Source organism: Stenotrophomonas aracearum (assembly GCF_031834615.1).
Taxonomy (GTDB): domain Bacteria; phylum Pseudomonadota; class Gammaproteobacteria; order Xanthomonadales; family Xanthomonadaceae; genus Stenotrophomonas; species Stenotrophomonas aracearum.
In genome coordinates, this window is record NZ_CP115543.1 from 3,313,294 (window position 1) to 3,328,962 (window position 15,669).

Sequence of the window (15,669 nt, forward strand, 5' to 3'; positions counted from 1 at the left end):
ATTTGATTTCGCCCGCTACAGGAGAACCCGATGGGAATGCTGACTGAGTTCAAGGAATTTGCCATGCGTGGCAACGTCATCGACCTGGCGGTCGGTGTGGTCATCGGTGCTGCGTTCGGCAAGATCGTTACCGCGCTGGTGGAGAAGATCATCATGCCGCCGCTGGGTTGGTTGATTGGCCGTGTGGATTTCTCGGAGATGGCGTGGACGCTGGCGCCGGCGCGGGTCGCTGCCGATGGCACCGAGATTCCGGCGGTGGTGATCGGTTACGGCGATTTCCTCAATACGCTGGTGCAGTTCGTGATCGTGGCATTTGCGATCTTCCTGCTGATCAAGGTGATCAATCGTATTGCGCGCAAGAAGGAAGCCGCGCCGGCTGCGCCGAAGGAAGAGATCCTGCTGCTGCGTGAGATCCGCGACAACCTGAAGCAGTGATCGGCCCCGCCGTAGTGCCGGCCGCCGGCCGGCTCCAGGCGGTGTTCGGACATTCGGAAGAGCCGGCCAGCGGCCGGCACTACGGAACCCCGCTTCGGCGGGGTTCTGCATTTTGGGATACAGCGTCCGCCGAACCATGACCTTGCGCCCATGTGCGTGGCGGGCAGGCTGCTAAGCTCGAAGGCTTCCGCCCTGTTGCCCCGGAGTCCGTCCCATGCGTCGCCGCGTTCTTGCCATCGCATCTTCCCTTGCCCTGCTGGCCGCCCCGGCGTTCTCCGCGACCGGCACCACTACCCTGCCGCCGAAGTCGCTGGCCACCGCTGCCGAGCTGCGCGAGCAGGCCCTGAAGGACGACACCGGCTGGAAGGTGGTGGAATCGCTGACCACCGAGATCGGTCCGCGCATCGCCGGCAGCGAGGCCGACGCCCGCGCCGTGGCCTGGGCCGAAGCCAAGTTCAAGGCCCTGGGCTTCGACAAGGTGTGGAAAGAGCCGGTGACCTTCCCGAAGTGGGAGCGCCGCAGTGAACATGCCTCGGTGACTGGAAAGCACGCCCAGCCGCTTTCGATCACCGCGCTGGGTGGCAGTCCGGGCGGCACGGTCGAGGCCGAAGTGGTGCGCTTTGCCGACCTGGCCGCGCTGCAGGCTGCGCCGGAAGGTTCGCTGAAGGGCAAGATCGCATTCGTCGATTACCAGATGACCGCCTACCGCGACGGCCGCGATTACGGCAACGGCGGCGCGGTGCGCAGCAAGGGCCCGTCCGAGGCGATCCGCAAGGGTGCGGTGGGCTTCGTGATGCGCTCGGCGGGTACCGACTCGCACCGCGTGCCGCATACCGGCATCACCCGTTTCGATGACGGCCTGACTCCGGTGCCGTCGGCGGCGCTGTCGGTGCCGGACGCCAACCAGCTGGCGCGCCTGGTCGCGCTTGGGCCGACCACGGTGAAGCTCAGCCTGGATTGCGGCTGGGACGGCACCGCCACGTCGTACAACGTGATCGGCGAGATCACCGGGCGCAGCCTGCCGAAGGAAGTGGTGGTGATCGGCGGTCACCTCGATTCGTGGGACCTGGGCACCGGTGCGATCGATGATGGCGCGGGCGTGGCTCTGACCATGGCCGCCGGCCACCTGATCGGCCAGCTCAAGCAGGCACCGAAGCGCAGCATCCGCGTGGTGGCGTTCGCCAACGAAGAACAGGGCCTGTACGGCGGCAAGGCGTACGCCGAAGCGCACGCCAAGGACATCGCGCTGCACCAGCTGGCTGCGGAGAGCGACTTCGGTGCGGGCCGCATCTATGCGTTCAACACCGGCTCGCCGAATCCGGAAGGCTCGCGCGAGGCGACCCGCCAGATCGCCGAAGTGCTCAAGCCGCTGGGCATCGAGTACAACGCCGACAAGGGCGGCCCGGGTCCGGATATCGGCCCGCTGGCGGCCAAGGGCGGTGCATGGGCGTGGCTGGCGCAGGACGGGACCGACTACTTCAACCTGCACCACACCGCCGACGATACGCTGGACAAGATCGAGCCGGCCGCGCTGGCGCAGAACGTGGCTGCGTATACGGTGTTCGCGTACCTGGCGGCTGAGGCTGATGGCGGTTTCGGCAGCGAAGCGAAGGCGACCACGCCGCCTAACGAGTGAGGGTGACGGCGTAGAGCGGATCTTTGATCCGCTCTACGCAGCCGGGCAGAGCCCGGCTCTACCAAATGCCGGGCAGAGCCCGGCTCTACCCAATGCCGGGCAGGGCCCGGCTCTACCGGGCGCCTACCCATACCGTGCAGCTTGGGACGGTGTGCGGGTCGGGACGGAACACCGGGTCCTGACCCTTGCCGCGCGAGGCCTCGTAGTCGCGCAACGCCGCGAATGCCGGCTTCTGCAACAGCAGCAAGGCGATCACGTTGAGCCAGGTCATCAGGCCGACGCCGATGTCGCCCAGCGACCACGCCACCTCGGCGGTGTTCAACGCCGAATACAGCATGGCGCCGATGAAGCCGCAGCGGAACAGCGCCATCACCACCGGCGAGTGCCGGTTGCGCACCATGTACACCACGTTGGTTTCGGCGGTGTAGTACAGCGCGAGAATGGTGGTGAAGGCGAACGGGATGATCGCCAGCGCGATGAACGAGCGCCCGAAGCCGGGCAACGCCGATTCCACCGCCTGCTGCACGAAGCGAGGCCCTGCTTCCAGCCCGGGTACGTTGGCGACCATCAACTGCGACGGCAGCGACGGGTCGTACACGTTGTACGCGCCGGTGGACAGGATCAGGAACGCGGTTGCGCTGCATACCACAATGGTGTCGATGTACACCGAACACGCCTGCACCAGGCCCTGCTTGACCGGGTGCGAGACTTCGGCGGCGGCGGCCGGATGCGCACCGCTTCCCATGCCGGCCTCGTTGCTCATCACGCCACGGCGCACGCCCCACTGGATGGCGGTGCCGATCATGGCACCGAACGCGGCGTCCTGGCCGAACGCGCTGCGCAGGATGATGGCGAACATCTCCGGCACCGCGTCCAGGTTCAGTGCCATCACCACGGCCGCCACCAGCAGGTAGCCCACCGCCATGAACGGCACGATCACCTGCGCGACCTGGGCGATACGGCGCACGCCGCCGAAGATCACCATGGCCACCACGGTGCCGATGCCGGCTGCGGTGATCCAGCCCGGCACTGCCCAGGCTTCGTCCAGCGCGCTGACGATGGCGTTGGACTGCGTACCCGGCAGCAGCATGCCGCAGCCGATCACCGTGCTGATCGCGAACAGCACCGCATACCAGCGTTTGCCCAGGCCTTTTTCGATGTAGTACGCCGGCCCGCCGCGGTACATGCCCTTGCTGTCGCGCTGCTTGTAGATCTGCGCGAGGGTGGACTCCACGAACGCACTGGAAGCGCCGAGGAACGCCACGATCCACATCCAGAAGATCGCGCCGGGGCCACCATAGGCGATTGCCATGGCCACGCCGGCGATGTTGCCGACGCCGACGCGGCTGGACAGCGACAGACTCAACGCCTGGAACGAGGACACCCCCGCTGCCGAGCTGCGGCCCTGGAACATGAGCTTGAGCATCTCCGGCAGGCCGCGCAGCTGGATGAAGCGGGTGCGCACGCTGAAGTACAGCCCGACCAGCAGGCACAGGCCGACCAGCGCGGGACTCCAGACGATGCCCAGCAGCTGGGCGACGGTCTTTTCAAGGGTCATATCGAACATGGCTCACTCCCTTGCAGCGCGCGCATCAGAAGAACATGCCCAGCGCGATCTGCGGATTGATGTAGCTGCCGGTGTTGCGCCCGGCCACGGTGAACTCGACACCGGCGATCAGGCCGACACTGGGGCTGAAGTGGTACTGCACGGCCGGCGCCAGGGTGACGTTGCGGCTGCCGGGACGGCGCTCGTCGATGCGCTGCATGACGCCTTCCGCGTCGGGGGCGTAGCCGCTCAGGTGGCGGTCGCTCTGGCGGCTGACGGCGAACTCCATCACGCCGACCCACTTCGAGTTGAAGCTGTACTCACCGGCGGCGGACAGGCCGATCAGCGAGCCGGGCGCGATGCTGCCACGGAAGCCTTCGGGCGTGCCGTAGACGCTGTGGTCGTTGATCGCCACGCGCGCCGGCGCGGGGCTGGCGCTGAGCTGGCCGCGCCAGCGCAGCGGACGGTCATTGGGCAGCCACACCACCTGCTGCACGCCCAGGCCGAAGGTGGTGCGCTGCACGCCGTCGCCTTGGGCGTTGAGCGGGTTGCCGTCGATGCGGTCATAGCTGCCGGTCGCGTAGCGCTGGCTCAGCGACACCGAAATGGCCGGGCGGGTGCCGTCGGCGCTCGGCGCCTGCAGCAGGTACTGGACCATGGCGGTGGTGTCGCCGGCGCGGAAGCCACGGCTGCGTTCGCTGCCGGTTTCGGCACGCGAAGCGCTCAGGTTGACCTGCGCGGTGACCCGCTGGCCCAGGCCGTAGGCGATCGGCACCACGGTCAGCCAGGCGCTGCTGCGGCCGTCGCTGTCGTGGCGGCGGCCTTCGCCGTCGAAGTAGCTGTCGCTGTTGATCCGCACCAGGTACGGTTCGATGAAGAGGTTGCCCTTGGGCATGCCGGCCGGGTTGGGGGTGATCAGCGGGCCCATGAAGTTGACGCCGTCCAGCGTGCGCTCGTCGGCGGACGCGATGGCGGGCAGGCACAGGCCGGCGATCAGGGCGAAAGAAACTGGGCGCAGGAAACGCAGCGGAAAGAGCGACATGGATTGCCTCCGGGGTGACTGGGGTGGTGCGGCAGGCCAATCCGCCGCACCGGCAATCTGCACAGGAAGCAATCTCGGAAAAATCGGTAAATCACGCGAATATCGCGTTCTGTGCGCGAGCGCACGCACGAAAATGCCTATCACGCCAACGGTGGTTTTGTCCTTGTTGGACACGCCGCAAGCGCTACAGGAATTCCATCGAAAGCGGCGCGAAGCGACGCGACAAAAGGGGTGTCGAAAACCCTGCACGCTGCGCGACGATGTCGCTTTTCGCCAGTGCAGTTACGACACTGATAAAAAAAGCCCGGCCAGAGGGCCGGGCTACCGGGATTCGTCACACCCCACGCGGTGAGCGCCACGGACAGACCGTGATCCGGACAACGGCGCCGCACTGGGTGGGTGTCTCTCCTCACCTACGCAGTGCAGTGCCGCTCTTCACTGTGACGCAGCGCGAACGCTGTGCACCATCCGAAAAATCCGAATCCGTTGTAAGCGCGACTTCATTGGAGAAGTCGATCACATCGCGTGGGGCAGCGCGCGATTGCGTTACCCCGAATTACCGTTGTGCGTACCAGTGCGACAACAACACCGCTGTTGCCGACGCAACGTTCAGACTTTCCACCGCACCGCTGCCGGGGATGGACACCTGCAGGTCGCAGGTCTGCGCCAACGCGCGGTCCATGCCCTCGCCTTCGGCGCCCATCACGTACACCAGCCGTTCCGGCAGCGTGGCCTTGAACAGGTTGTCGCCACCTTCCACCAGCGTGGCCGCGAGGCCAAAGCCGCCGGCGCGCAGTTCGTCCATCGCCTGTGGCAACGCTGGCAGCCGCACCAGCGGAACCGCTTCGGCACCGCCTTCTGCGACGCGCGCGGCCGCACCGGACAATGCCAGGGTGGAATCGGGCGGCAACAGCAGGCCGGCCACGCCGAAGTGCGCGGCCGAACGCAGGATCGCGCCGAAGTTGTGCGGGTTGCCCACGCCGTCCAGCCACAGCGCCAGCACCGGCTTGTCGCTGGGCAGGTCGGCCATCCACTCTGCCAGCGACAGCATCGGCGCGCGCAGCACGTCGGCGACCACGCCTTCATGGTGGGTGGTGGCGGCGAGCTTGTTGAGGTCGCCCTCTTCCACCACGCGGTAACCCACGCGGTTGGCCACGCACCACTTCAGCAGCGGCTGCAGGCGCGGGATCAGCGCTTCGGCCAGGTACAGCTTGCGCAGTGCCTGCGGCCGACGTTCGAACAGGGCCTGCACGGCATTCCAGCCGTACAGGCGCAGCTCGTCATTGCCGCGCCCCGGCGGTGGCGGGGTGCCGCCTTCGCGCGGCGGCAGCGGGGTGGCCCGCGGCGGTCGCGACGACGGGCGGCGGGCGTTCTTCCAGGGATCATTCACTACGGGACGGCTCCAGCTTGCGTTGACGCCAGAAATCGGCGTTCTTGATGCCCAGCGCATCGGGGTCGAAGATCGGGTCGATGCCGAGCTTCTTCTGGCGTTCGTAATCGCGCAGAGCCAGCAAGGCAGGCTTCTGCACGATCAGGATGGCGATGATGTTCAACCACGCCATCAGGCCCACGCCGATGTCGCCCAGTGCCCAGGCCAGCTTGGCGTTGTGGAAAGCGCCGAAGATCACCATGCCCAGGATGCCCAGGCGCAGCACCAGCACGGTCAGCGGACGCTTGCGGTTGTGGTTGATGTAGCTGAGGTTGGTTTCGGCCATGTAGTAGTAGGCCATGATGGTGGTGAACGCGAAGAAGAAGATGGCGATCGCCACGAAGGCCGAACCCCAGCCCGGCAGCACGGTTTCCACGGCGGCCTGCGCGTAGCCTGCGCCTTCGGCGACGCCGGCCAGGCCGGCAAACACGGGTTCACCACCCGGCACCGGCGAGTACACGTTGTAGGTGCCGGCGGCGAGGATCAGGAACGCGGTGGCGGTGCACACCATCATGGTGTCGAAGTAGATGGCGAAGGCCTGCACGTAACCCTGCTTGGCCGGGTGCGAGACTTCCGAGGCAGCCGCGGCGTGCGGGCCGGTGCCCTGGCCGGCTTCGTTGGCGTAGATGCCGCGCTTGACGCCCCACTCCACCGCCAAACCCATCATCGCGCCAAATGCAGCGTGCGCGCCGAAGGCACTGCTGAACACGGTGCGGAACATGTCCGGCACGCGGTCGTAGTTGATGATCATGATGGTGAGCGCCATCAGGATGAAGGCGGCCGCCATGAACGGCACGACCACTTCAGCGAAGTTGGCGATGCGCTTGACGCCGCCGAAGATCACCACGCCCAGCAGCACGGCAACCACGACGCCGATGCCGAGCTTGAGCGCCTGCACGGTTTCCAGGCCCATGACCTGGCCATCGAGCGGGCCGCACAGGGCGGTGCCGCGACAGGCGTTGATGAAGCTGTCGGCGATGGCATTGGCCTGCACGCCGGGCATCAGGAAGCCGGCCGCAACAATCGTGGCCATGGCGAAGGCCAGCGCGTACCACTTCAGCCCCATGGCCTTTTCGATGTAGTACGCGGGGCCGCCACGGTAGCGGCCTTCGGCATCCTTGGTCTTGTAGATCTGCGCCAGGGTGCATTCGACGTAGGAGGTCGACGCGCCGAGGAAGCCCATCACCCACATCCAGAAGATGGCGCCGGGACCGCCGAAGGCGATGGCGGTGGCCACGCCGGCGATGTTGCCGATGCCCATGCGGCCAGCCATGGACATGGCCAGGGCCTGGAAGGACGACACACCGGCTTCGGACTTCTCGCCCTGCACGGTGAGCCGGCACATTTCAAAGAAGCCGCGCAGCTGCATGAAGCGCGTGCGCACGCTGAAGAACAGGCCCGCAGCCAGGCACAGGAAAATCAGCGCCTTGCTCCAGATGATGCCATTGACGAACTCAACCACTGATTCCACGCGCTCTCTCCAGTCGGCGGAAAATGAAGGACGTCCCGTCGGCTGGAAGGGACCGGTCGATTCTCCATGATCGGGGGCTGGGCCGATAGGGGCGAACGGCAGCCGGGCAGAGCCCGGCTCTACGGCGGTGGGCGGGACGAGTACGGGCGGTAGGTCCTGGCCGCTGGCCAGGGCGGAGGCCGCTCCGTTCAGGAAAGGTGGTCACGCACCAAGGCAAACCGCCGCAGGTCATGGAGCTGGCCCCGCTTGTAGACCGCAGCACGGGCGCAGCCCTCTTCGCTGAACCCGTTGGCCAGCAGCACCCGGGCCGAGCCTTCGTTGAAATCCAGCACTTCGGCCTGCAGCCTGAACAGGCGCAGCTCATCCATCACCCACGGCGCGAACAGGGCCACCACGCGGCTCATCCAGCCCTGCCCCCAATACGCCTGGCCCAGCCAGTAGCCGAGCTCGGCGGTGTGCGCCCGTTCGGCCACGCCCGGTTGGGCGCCGATGCTGCCGCAAGCGGCGCCGTCGATCTCGATAGCCAGGTTGAGGGTACCCGGGCTGAGGACCCGGCCGCCAAGGAACGCCTCACCGTCTTCGCGGGTATACGGGAACGGGAAACGGTCGCGCAGCCCGCGCGAGACCGCTTCGTCGTTGGCGTGCCGCAGCAACGCGTCCAGATCGTCGCTGCGCCAGGGGCGCAGGACGAAGCCGGGACCGTGCAGCTGCGGCGCGCGGTCAGGCATGGCCGCCGACCGATGGCGTTTCCGATTCCTGCTTCTCCAGCTCACGCGCCACCGCTTCCGGCGAACGGGTGTACGGCGCCAGCAGCGCGTAGAACGCCGGCACGACGAACAGCGAGAGGAAGGTGGAGACGGTGACGCCGAAGATCACCACGATGCCGATGGTGCCGCGGCTGGCAGAGCCCGGGCCGCCGGCGACCACCAGCGGGATCGCGCCGACCACGGTGGCGATGGAGGTCATCAGGATCGGGCGCAGGCGCACCATGCACGATTCGACGATGGCGCGGTGCACGTCGCGGCCTTCGTCGCGCAGCTGGTTGGCGAATTCGACGATCAGGATGCCGTTCTTCGCCGCCAGGCCGACCAGCATGACGATGCCGATCTGGCTGAACAGGTTGATGGTGCCGCCGCTGACGTACAGGCCGAGCAGCGCGCCGAGCACGCCCAGCGGCACGGTCAGCATGATCACCAGCGGGTGGATGAAGCTTTCGAACTGCGCGGCAAGCACCAGGTACACCACCAGCAGCGCCATCGCGAAGGTCAGCAGCACGGCGCTGCCGGCGTTCTGGTACTCGCGCGATTCGCCCTTCCAGTCGATCTGCGCGTGCTGCGGCAATTCTTCGCGGGCGGTCTGCTGGGCCCAGGCAATGGCTTCACCGAGCGGGTAGCCCGGGGCCAGGCCGGCGCTGATGGTGATCGAGCGCAGGCGGTTGAAGCGGTTGAGGTTGCCTGCCTCGGCCACTTCGCTGAGCGTGACCAGGTTGGACAGCGGCACCAGTTCGCCACTGTTGGCACGCACGCGGATGGCGGCGAGGTCGTCCGGGCTGGCGCGGCCTTCGCGGCCGGCCTGGACCAGCACGTCGTACTCTTCGCCGTTGTCGACGAAGGTGGTGACGCGGCGCGAACCCATCATGGTTTCCAGCGCCGAACCAATCGCGGTGACCGAGACGCCGAGGTCGGCCGCACGCTGGCGGTCGATGTTGACGCGCATCTGCGGGCGGGTTTCCTTGTAGTCCGAATCCGGACCGACCAGGCCCGGATTGGCCGCCATGCGTTCGAGCATGCGATCGCGCCAGCCGGCGATTTCCGCGTATTCGGGGCCACCCAGCACGATCTGGAACGGCTGGCCGCCACTGCGGACCAGGCCGCCACCGACCTGGGTACGCACGCGCACGCCGCGAATGCCGTCCAGGCTCTTCTGCAGTTCGGCGGCCACTTCAGGGGTATCGGTGGTGCGTTCGCGCCACGGCTGCAGGAACACGCTGATGCGGCCGGTATGCATTTCTTCGCTGGCACCGAAGCCGCCGGGCACGCGCGGGTTGGCGCGCACGATGGGTTTGTCGTCGCCGACGAAGCCAGCCACGATTTTCTCCACTTCCTGCACCTGGCCGACGGTGTAGTCGTAGCCGGCGCCTTCCGGGCCGTCGATCATGATCTGGAACGAGCCGCGGTCTTCGGCCGGGGCCAGTTCGGAGGGCAGCACTTTGAGCAGCAGCGCGCTGGCGGCCAGCGACAGCACCATCACCGCGACGTAGATCCAGATCTTGCCGACGTGGGCGTCCAGCACTCGGCCGTAAGACGCCGAGACGCGGTCCAGGTTGCGGTTGATCAACCCGTGCAGGCCCTTCGGCGCCTGGCCGGTGTGCGGCTTGAGCAGCTTGGAGGCCATCATCGGGGTGAGGGTCAGCGAGACGAACGCCGACAGCGCCACGGCAGATGCCAGCGCGACCGCCAGTTCGCGGAACAGGCGCCCGGTGTTGCCTTCCAGGAAGCCCACCGGCAGGAACACAGCGACCAGAACGGCGGTGGTGGCGATGACCGCGAAGGCCACCTGCGCGGTACCGCGTTTGGAGGCGACCAGCGGCGGTTCGCCAAGGTCGATGCGCCGTTGCACGTTTTCGACCACGACGATGGCGTCGTCGACCACCAGGCCGATACACAGCACCAGCGCCAGCAGGGTGAGCAGGTTGATCGAGAAGCCGAAGGCGTACAGCGCGATGAAGGCGGCGACCAGGCAGACCGGAACGGTTACTGCGGGAATCAGTGCGGCACGGAAACTGCCGAGGAACAGCCAGATCACCACCAGCACCAGCAGCATCGCTTCCACCAGGGTGGCGTAGACGCGGTCGACGGCGGCTTCGATGAAGGTGGTGTTGTCGAAGGCGACGAAGATGTGGGTGCCTTCGGGCAAGGTCTGCCCTACCCGCTCGGCTTCGGCGCGCGCGGTGCGGGCGACGTCGAGCGAGTTGGCGGTGGAGGTCTTGACGATGCCCAGGCCGATGCCGGGTTCGCCGTTGCTGCGGTAATAGGCGCGCCGCTCGGACGAGGCCAGTTCGATCTTGGCGACATCGCCCATGCGCACGACGTAGCCGTCGGCGCCCTTGCCGAGCGGGATGGTGGCGAAGTCTTCGGGCTTCACATAATTGCGTTCGACGCGCAGGGTGAAGTCGCGGTCGGCCGATTCGATGCGGCCGGCGGGCAGTTCGACGTTCTCGTTGCGCAGTGCGGTTTCGACGTCGCCGACGGTGAGGCCGCGCGCGGCGAGCTGGTCGCGGTCGAGCCAGATGCGCATGGCGTAGCGCTGGCGGCCGCCGATGCGGACCTGGGCGACGCCGTCGAGGCTGGAGAAGCGGTCGACCACATAGCGGTCGGCGTAGTCGCTCAGCTCCAGCGTGTTCATGCTGGAGGAGGTCATGTTGAACCAGATGATCGGGTCGGCGTCGCTCTCGACCTTGGCGATTTCCGGCGGGCGTGCCTCTTCAGGCATGCGGTCGGCGACGCGGCTGACGGCGTCGCGGACGTCGTTGGCGGCCGCTTCGATGTCGCGGTTGGAGGTGAATTCGATGCTGACCTGCGAGCGCCCGTTGGAGCTGCGCGCGTTGATGGTATCGATGCCTTCGATACCGGCCAGGGCGTCTTCGAGCACCTGGGTGATGCGGCTTTCGATGACGGCGGCAGAGGCGCCGGTGTAGTCGACCGAGACCGAGACGATCGGCGGGTCGATGGCGGGCAGTTCGCGCAGGGTCAGGCGGGTGAACGACATGATGCCGAGCACCACCAGCAGCAGGCTCATCACGACGGCGAACACCGGCCGCTGGATGGAAATGTCGGAAAGCTTCATCCGGCGCTGCCCGTGGCGGCTGCAGGTGCGGCGGTGGCGCTGACCGGGCTGCGGACGGTGCCGGCCGGGGCCGGGTCGGTGGCTTTTTCAGCCGGTGCCGATGCCGGAGCGTCAGCGGGCGCCGCTGCGGGTGCGTTGCCCGGCGCAGGTGCGGCGCTGTCTTCGACCTTCAGGCCGGGACGCAGTTTGCCGGTGCCGTCGACGACGATGCGCTCGCCGGCCTTGAGGCCTTCGCGGATTTCGACGACGCCGGAGCGGCGCGCGCCGCTGACCACGTCGACGCGTTCGACGGTGTGGTCGGGTTTGACGCGGTAGACGAAGGAGTCGCGGCCGACCTGGACGACGGCGATTTCGGGAATGACCAGGGCTTGGCGTTCGGGGCGGTACATGCGCACGTCGAGCAGCATGCCGGGGCGCAGGGCGTGGTCGCTGTTGATGAAGTCGGCGCGGACGGTGACGGCGCGGGTGCCGGGGTCGACGCGGGTGTCGATGGTGGCCACTTCGCCTTCGAAGGTGCGGCCCGGGTAGGCGACGCTGGTGGCGCTGACTTTGTCGCCCTTGGCCAGCGAAGCGAGTTCGGCTTCGGGGACCTGGAAGTCGACATGCATGCGTTCGATGTCGTCGAGGGTGGCGATGACGGTGGTGGGGGTGACCAGTGAGCCTTCGCTGACCTGGCGGATGCCGAGCACGCCGGCGAAGGGGGCACGGACGCGGCGGTCGCCGATGTCGGACTGCATTTCGCGGACGCGGGCTTCGGCGGCGTCGCGGATGGCGCGCTGGGTGTCGAGGGTGGCGCTGGCGACGAGCTGCTGGGCGGCGAGCTCGCGCTGGCGCTTGTAGAGCTGGTCGGCTTCGGCAAAGGTGGCTTGGGCCTGGACCAGTGCGGCTTCCTGGGCCTGGCCGCGCAGGGTGACCAGGGGGGTGCCGGCGGAGACCTGCTGGCCGCTGTCGAAGTGGACGGCTTCGATGATTTCGCTGACCTTGGCGGTGACGGTCACCGATTCGCGGGCCTTGGCGGTGCCGAGCGCCTGCAGGGTGTCGCTCCAGGCGGAGGTCTGGACGACCTGGGTGGTGACCGGGACGACTTCGGCCTGCCGGCGGGCGTTCTCGCCTTTGCCGCCGCCACACCCGGCCAGGATGACCAGGCCGAGGCCAGCTACGATGCGCGCGATGGTGCGTCCCGACATGAAAAACAACCCTTGATCTTTCTTGACCGGCAAGTGTAGCCACCGGGGCTGTCGGGTATATGTGCCAAGCGTTTACCGGACCCTTCACATCGGCGGGTGACATGCGCAATCCCTTTCGTGCTGGGGTGTTGCGCGGCCTGTAACAGTGTGTGTCAGCGCATGTCGGTTTGCGTCGAACGTGGTTGGTTTGGCGCGAATGGCAGCGCCTCCGTGTTACGTACTGGGGCGGCCGCCGGGCAGCCCCGCTCCGGGACACGCCGTGAACCCATCCATGGGGGCTGCTAGAAAACATCCATGTTTTCTAGCGTCCCTCCGGGGGCTACCCGGCGGCCGCCCCCATACATGGTCGGTTGCGCGGCGGGTGTCCCATTCTCTCAATAGGTGTAATTCACCTTCATCCACAGCGTGCGGCCCGGCTCGTTGATGCGGACCGGGTCTGCCGGGAAGCCGAAATCGGCGCTGCCGGCGAGGTTGAGGTGTTCGCTGTAGGCGCGGTCGAACAGGTTGTCGATGCCTGCGCTCAACTTCAGCGCGTCGTTGAACCGGTAGCCGGCATTCAGTGCGAATGTGGCGAAGCCGGCGCTGGGGCCGAGGTCGCGGGCGACGACGTTACCCTCGCCTTCTGCCACGCGGTGCTGGTGGGCGACTGCGCGCAGCAGTGCGCCGGCGCTCCAGCGCTGGCCTTCCCAGCCGCCGCTCAGGCGCGCTTCGAGGGGCGGCATCTGCGGCAGCGGGCCGCCGTCGCTGCGGTTTTCGCCCCAGGCGTAGGCCAGGGTGCCGCCGAGCTTCCAGCCTTGGCCAAGCGCGAATTCGGCACCGGCTTCGGCGCCGGCGATGCGGGCGTCGACGTTGCTGGCCTGGGCGGTGCTGCCCATCATGCCGCCGTCGCGGTAGGTAAACAGGATGTAGTCCTGGATGCGCCCGGCGTAGGCGGACACCCAGGCGTTCATGCGCGCGTCGCGGTACTGCAGGCCGATGTCGAGCTGGGTGGTTTTCTCCGGCTGCACCGCGCTGAAGGCGTTGATGCTGCCGGCCGGGCCCATGTCCGGCGAGAACAGCTCCCAGTAGTCGGGCATGCGCTCGCTGTGGCCGAGTCCGGCGTATGCGGTGAGGGCGCTGCTGTAGTCACGCTCGAACCGCAGGAAGCCGCTGCCGAGATCTTCGCGTCGGGTCTGGCCGGCGGTGGGGTTGGGCATCGGCATCATGCCCATGCCGCGGGTGGCGCGTTCGTCGGTGACTTCGGCGCGGTCGATGCGCAGGCCCCCCACCCAGCGCTGCGGGGTGCCTTCGCCCAGGGTGATTTCGGTGAACACGCCGCGATTCTGCTGGCGGGCGTCGGTGGACCAGGGGGTGAGTTTGTAGGTATTGCGGCCCATGCCGTTGCGGCTGCGGTGGCGGCTGTCCAGGGCATCGACGCCAGCGACGATGGCGATGTCCTGCCAGCGCCACTCCGAGGCGATGCGGCCGCCGGTGGTGCGGCGGTCGACGTTGGAGGCCATCGGCATGGGCATGCTGCTGTCCGGATTCGGATCGCGCAGGGTGTAGTTGTCCATGACGTGGTCGGCGTCGTTGTAGTAGACGTTGGCCTGCAGCTTGTCCCACGCACCCGGCAGGTTGTCGCGTTCGAAACGCGCGGCATAGCTGGTGCGCTTGAAGGCGGCGCCGTCCATGCCGCGACCCGCGTAACGTGCCAGTGCATCGCCGGTTCCGGCGGAGAGTTCCAGCACGGTGTCGGCGTCCGGGGTCCAGCCGACGGCGACGTCGCTGTTCCACTTGCGCCATTTCGAGGGGACCACGTCGCCGTTGCCGTCCTTGTAGTCGTCGGCTTCGGAGCGGTTGCCGTTGACCCGTACGTAGCCCTGCGAAGCACCGGCGGTGAGGTCGAGGACCTGGTCGTTGCGGTTGCGCGAGCCGACCAGCGCGCTGGCGTCGAGGTCGATGCCGGGCGCGTCGAAGCGCGGGGTGTCGCGCTCGAATCGCACGGTGCCGGCCGAGGCGCCTGCGCCCCAGCGCACGCTCTGCGGGCCCTTGATGATGGTGAGGCGGTCGAAGGTTTCCGGCGCGATGTAGGACAGCGGGTTGTCCATGCGCGAGGGACAGGCACCGATCAGGTTGCCTTCATTGCTGACGATGTTCAGGCGCGAACCGAACATGCCGCGCAGTACCGGGTCGCCATTGGTGCCGCCGTTGCGGATGGCGGCGAAGCCGGGAACGGTCTTGAGGTAGTCGGCCCCGTCGCTGGCCGGGACCGGCTGGCGCGGCAGGCGTGGGTCGGTCACCCAGTGCAGCGGCGAGGACGGTGCGGTGGCGGTGACCACCATCGTGTCGAGGGTGCGGGCATCGTCGCGTTCGGCGGCGTGCAGGGGTAGCGCGGCCAGCGCCAGGGACAACGAAACAGACAGGCGCGTCACTGCGCCCGCGCTGCGGGAAACAAGCATCATGTTGGAACTCCGGAAAACGCACAGGCGCACGACGCCATTACGGCGTCGCGCGGCAGGGAAAGATGTCGGCGGTTTCAGGCGTAAAGCGGAGGACCACGCGCGGCGTGGGCCGGCCAGCGGACGCTTCGCGGCGTGGCGACAGTGCGCGGCACCGGTGGTGCAGACAGTTGCAGGGCATGCAGCAGCACGACCAGCACGGCCAGCCACGGCATCAGCCGCGAGGCCATCATGCAGTATTCGCAGGCCTCGCCATGCCCGGCATGGGGATCGACGGGAGGCTTCGGCGCGGGTTCGGTCGCTGCCACCGGCGACGTCGACGGACCATGCGTGGACATTGCCTGCATCGAGGTGTCGTGCATGGCCATGTCGTGGTGGGCCATGCCGTGATGATCCATCGCGGGGGGCGGCGTTGCGGCGGGTTCGTCCGCGACAATGGCGGCGGCCATCACGTGGGCCATGCCGCCAGGCATCAGCATCACCTGCGGCCCCTGCGCCTGCTGCCAGCGGCTGACCAGCGGGGCCAACGCCATCAGCAGCGTCGCCAGGAAGGCGAGCTGGAGCAGAGCGGCGTACGGGGCGCGGCGACGGTTCACGGCGACATCATAGCGCCCGACATTCGCGGGGGCCTCAGTATTT

General features: G+C 67.6%; 11 protein-coding genes. 2 read left to right on the forward strand and 9 right to left on the reverse strand.

Going from position 1 to position 15,669, the window contains the following annotated elements; genetic code table 11:
- Window positions 1–30 precede the first annotated feature (30 nt).
- Together mscL and PDM28_RS15010 are read left to right on the forward strand one after the other, a co-directional pair.
- Window positions 31–435 (forward strand): large-conductance mechanosensitive channel protein MscL, encoded by a 405-nt coding sequence (mscL, locus tag PDM28_RS15005; protein ID WP_102945209.1) that lies wholly within the window; start codon window positions 31–33, stop codon window positions 433–435.
- 214 nt (window positions 436–649) lie between these two features.
- Window positions 650–2,071: a M28 family peptidase gene (locus PDM28_RS15010; RefSeq protein WP_311182659.1), complete on the forward strand. Its 1,422-nt coding sequence runs from the start codon at window positions 650–652 to the stop codon at window positions 2,069–2,071.
- 112 nt (window positions 2,072–2,183) lie between these two features.
- Here the strand turns inward: PDM28_RS15010 and PDM28_RS15015 are convergent, their stop codons facing one another.
- The 9 genes from PDM28_RS15015 to PDM28_RS15055 form a co-directional block, all read right to left on the reverse strand.
- Window positions 2,184–3,629, reverse strand: a complete 1,446-nt coding sequence (locus tag PDM28_RS15015) for an alanine/glycine:cation symporter family protein (protein WP_311184704.1) — start codon at window positions 3,627–3,629, stop codon at window positions 2,184–2,186.
- A gap of 34 nt (window positions 3,630–3,663) precedes the next feature.
- Entirely contained in the window at window positions 3,664–4,659 is a 996-nt protein-coding gene (locus PDM28_RS15020; RefSeq protein ID WP_311182660.1) for a hypothetical protein, read from the reverse strand.
- A gap of 556 nt (window positions 4,660–5,215) precedes the next feature.
- Window positions 5,216–6,049 carry a TrmH family RNA methyltransferase gene (locus PDM28_RS15025; protein WP_311182661.1) on the reverse strand — a complete coding sequence of 278 codons (834 nt, stop codon included), beginning with the start codon at window positions 6,047–6,049 and terminating at the stop codon, window positions 5,216–5,218.
- Window positions 6,042–7,559, reverse strand: a complete 1,518-nt coding sequence (locus PDM28_RS15030) for an alanine/glycine:cation symporter family protein (protein ID WP_311182662.1) — start codon at window positions 7,557–7,559, stop codon at window positions 6,042–6,044. Before PDM28_RS15030 ends, PDM28_RS15025 begins: the two co-directional genes overlap by 8 nt.
- Before the next feature lie 188 nt (window positions 7,560–7,747).
- Window positions 7,748–8,287: a GNAT family N-acetyltransferase gene (locus PDM28_RS15035; protein ID WP_311182663.1), complete on the reverse strand. Its 540-nt coding sequence runs from the start codon at window positions 8,285–8,287 to the stop codon at window positions 7,748–7,750.
- Entirely contained in the window at window positions 8,280–11,405 is a 3,126-nt protein-coding gene (locus PDM28_RS15040) for an efflux RND transporter permease subunit (protein ID WP_311182664.1), read from the reverse strand. Before PDM28_RS15040 ends, PDM28_RS15035 begins: the two co-directional genes overlap by 8 nt.
- Entirely contained in the window at window positions 11,402–12,592 is a 1,191-nt protein-coding gene (locus tag PDM28_RS15045) for an efflux RND transporter periplasmic adaptor subunit (RefSeq protein ID WP_311182665.1), read from the reverse strand. The genes PDM28_RS15040 and PDM28_RS15045 overlap by 4 nt, the downstream gene beginning before the upstream one ends.
- A 374-nt stretch (window positions 12,593–12,966) precedes the next feature.
- Window positions 12,967–15,033 (reverse strand): TonB-dependent copper receptor, encoded by a 2,067-nt coding sequence (locus PDM28_RS15050; protein WP_311182666.1) that lies wholly within the window; start codon window positions 15,031–15,033, stop codon window positions 12,967–12,969.
- A 74-nt stretch (window positions 15,034–15,107) separates the two neighbouring features.
- On the reverse strand, window positions 15,108–15,626 hold the full coding sequence (locus PDM28_RS15055; protein ID WP_425507607.1) for a DUF2946 family protein: 519 nt from the start codon (window positions 15,624–15,626) through the stop codon (window positions 15,108–15,110).
- Window positions 15,627–15,669: the final 43 nt, after the last annotated feature.

Coding starts and splice junctions, on each gene's coding strand:
- mscL (WP_102945209.1), top strand. CDS start 31: ATGGGAATGCTGACTGAGTTCAAGGAATTTGCCATGCGTGGCAACGTC.
- PDM28_RS15010 (WP_311182659.1), top strand. CDS start 650: ATGCGTCGCCGCGTTCTTGCCATCGCATCTTCCCTTGCCCTGCTGGCC.
- PDM28_RS15015 (WP_311184704.1), bottom strand. CDS start 3,629: ATGACCCTTGAAAAGACCGTCGCCCAGCTGCTGGGCATCGTCTGGAGT.
- PDM28_RS15020 (WP_311182660.1), bottom strand. CDS start 4,659: ATGTCGCTCTTTCCGCTGCGTTTCCTGCGCCCAGTTTCTTTCGCCCTG.
- PDM28_RS15035 (WP_311182663.1), bottom strand. CDS start 8,287: ATGCCTGACCGCGCGCCGCAGCTGCACGGTCCCGGCTTCGTCCTGCGC.
- PDM28_RS15040 (WP_311182664.1), bottom strand. CDS start 11,405: ATGAAGCTTTCCGACATTTCCATCCAGCGGCCGGTGTTCGCCGTCGTG.
- PDM28_RS15045 (WP_311182665.1), bottom strand. CDS start 12,592: ATGTCGGGACGCACCATCGCGCGCATCGTAGCTGGCCTCGGCCTGGTC.
- PDM28_RS15050 (WP_311182666.1), bottom strand. CDS start 15,033: ATGATGCTTGTTTCCCGCAGCGCGGGCGCAGTGACGCGCCTGTCTGTT.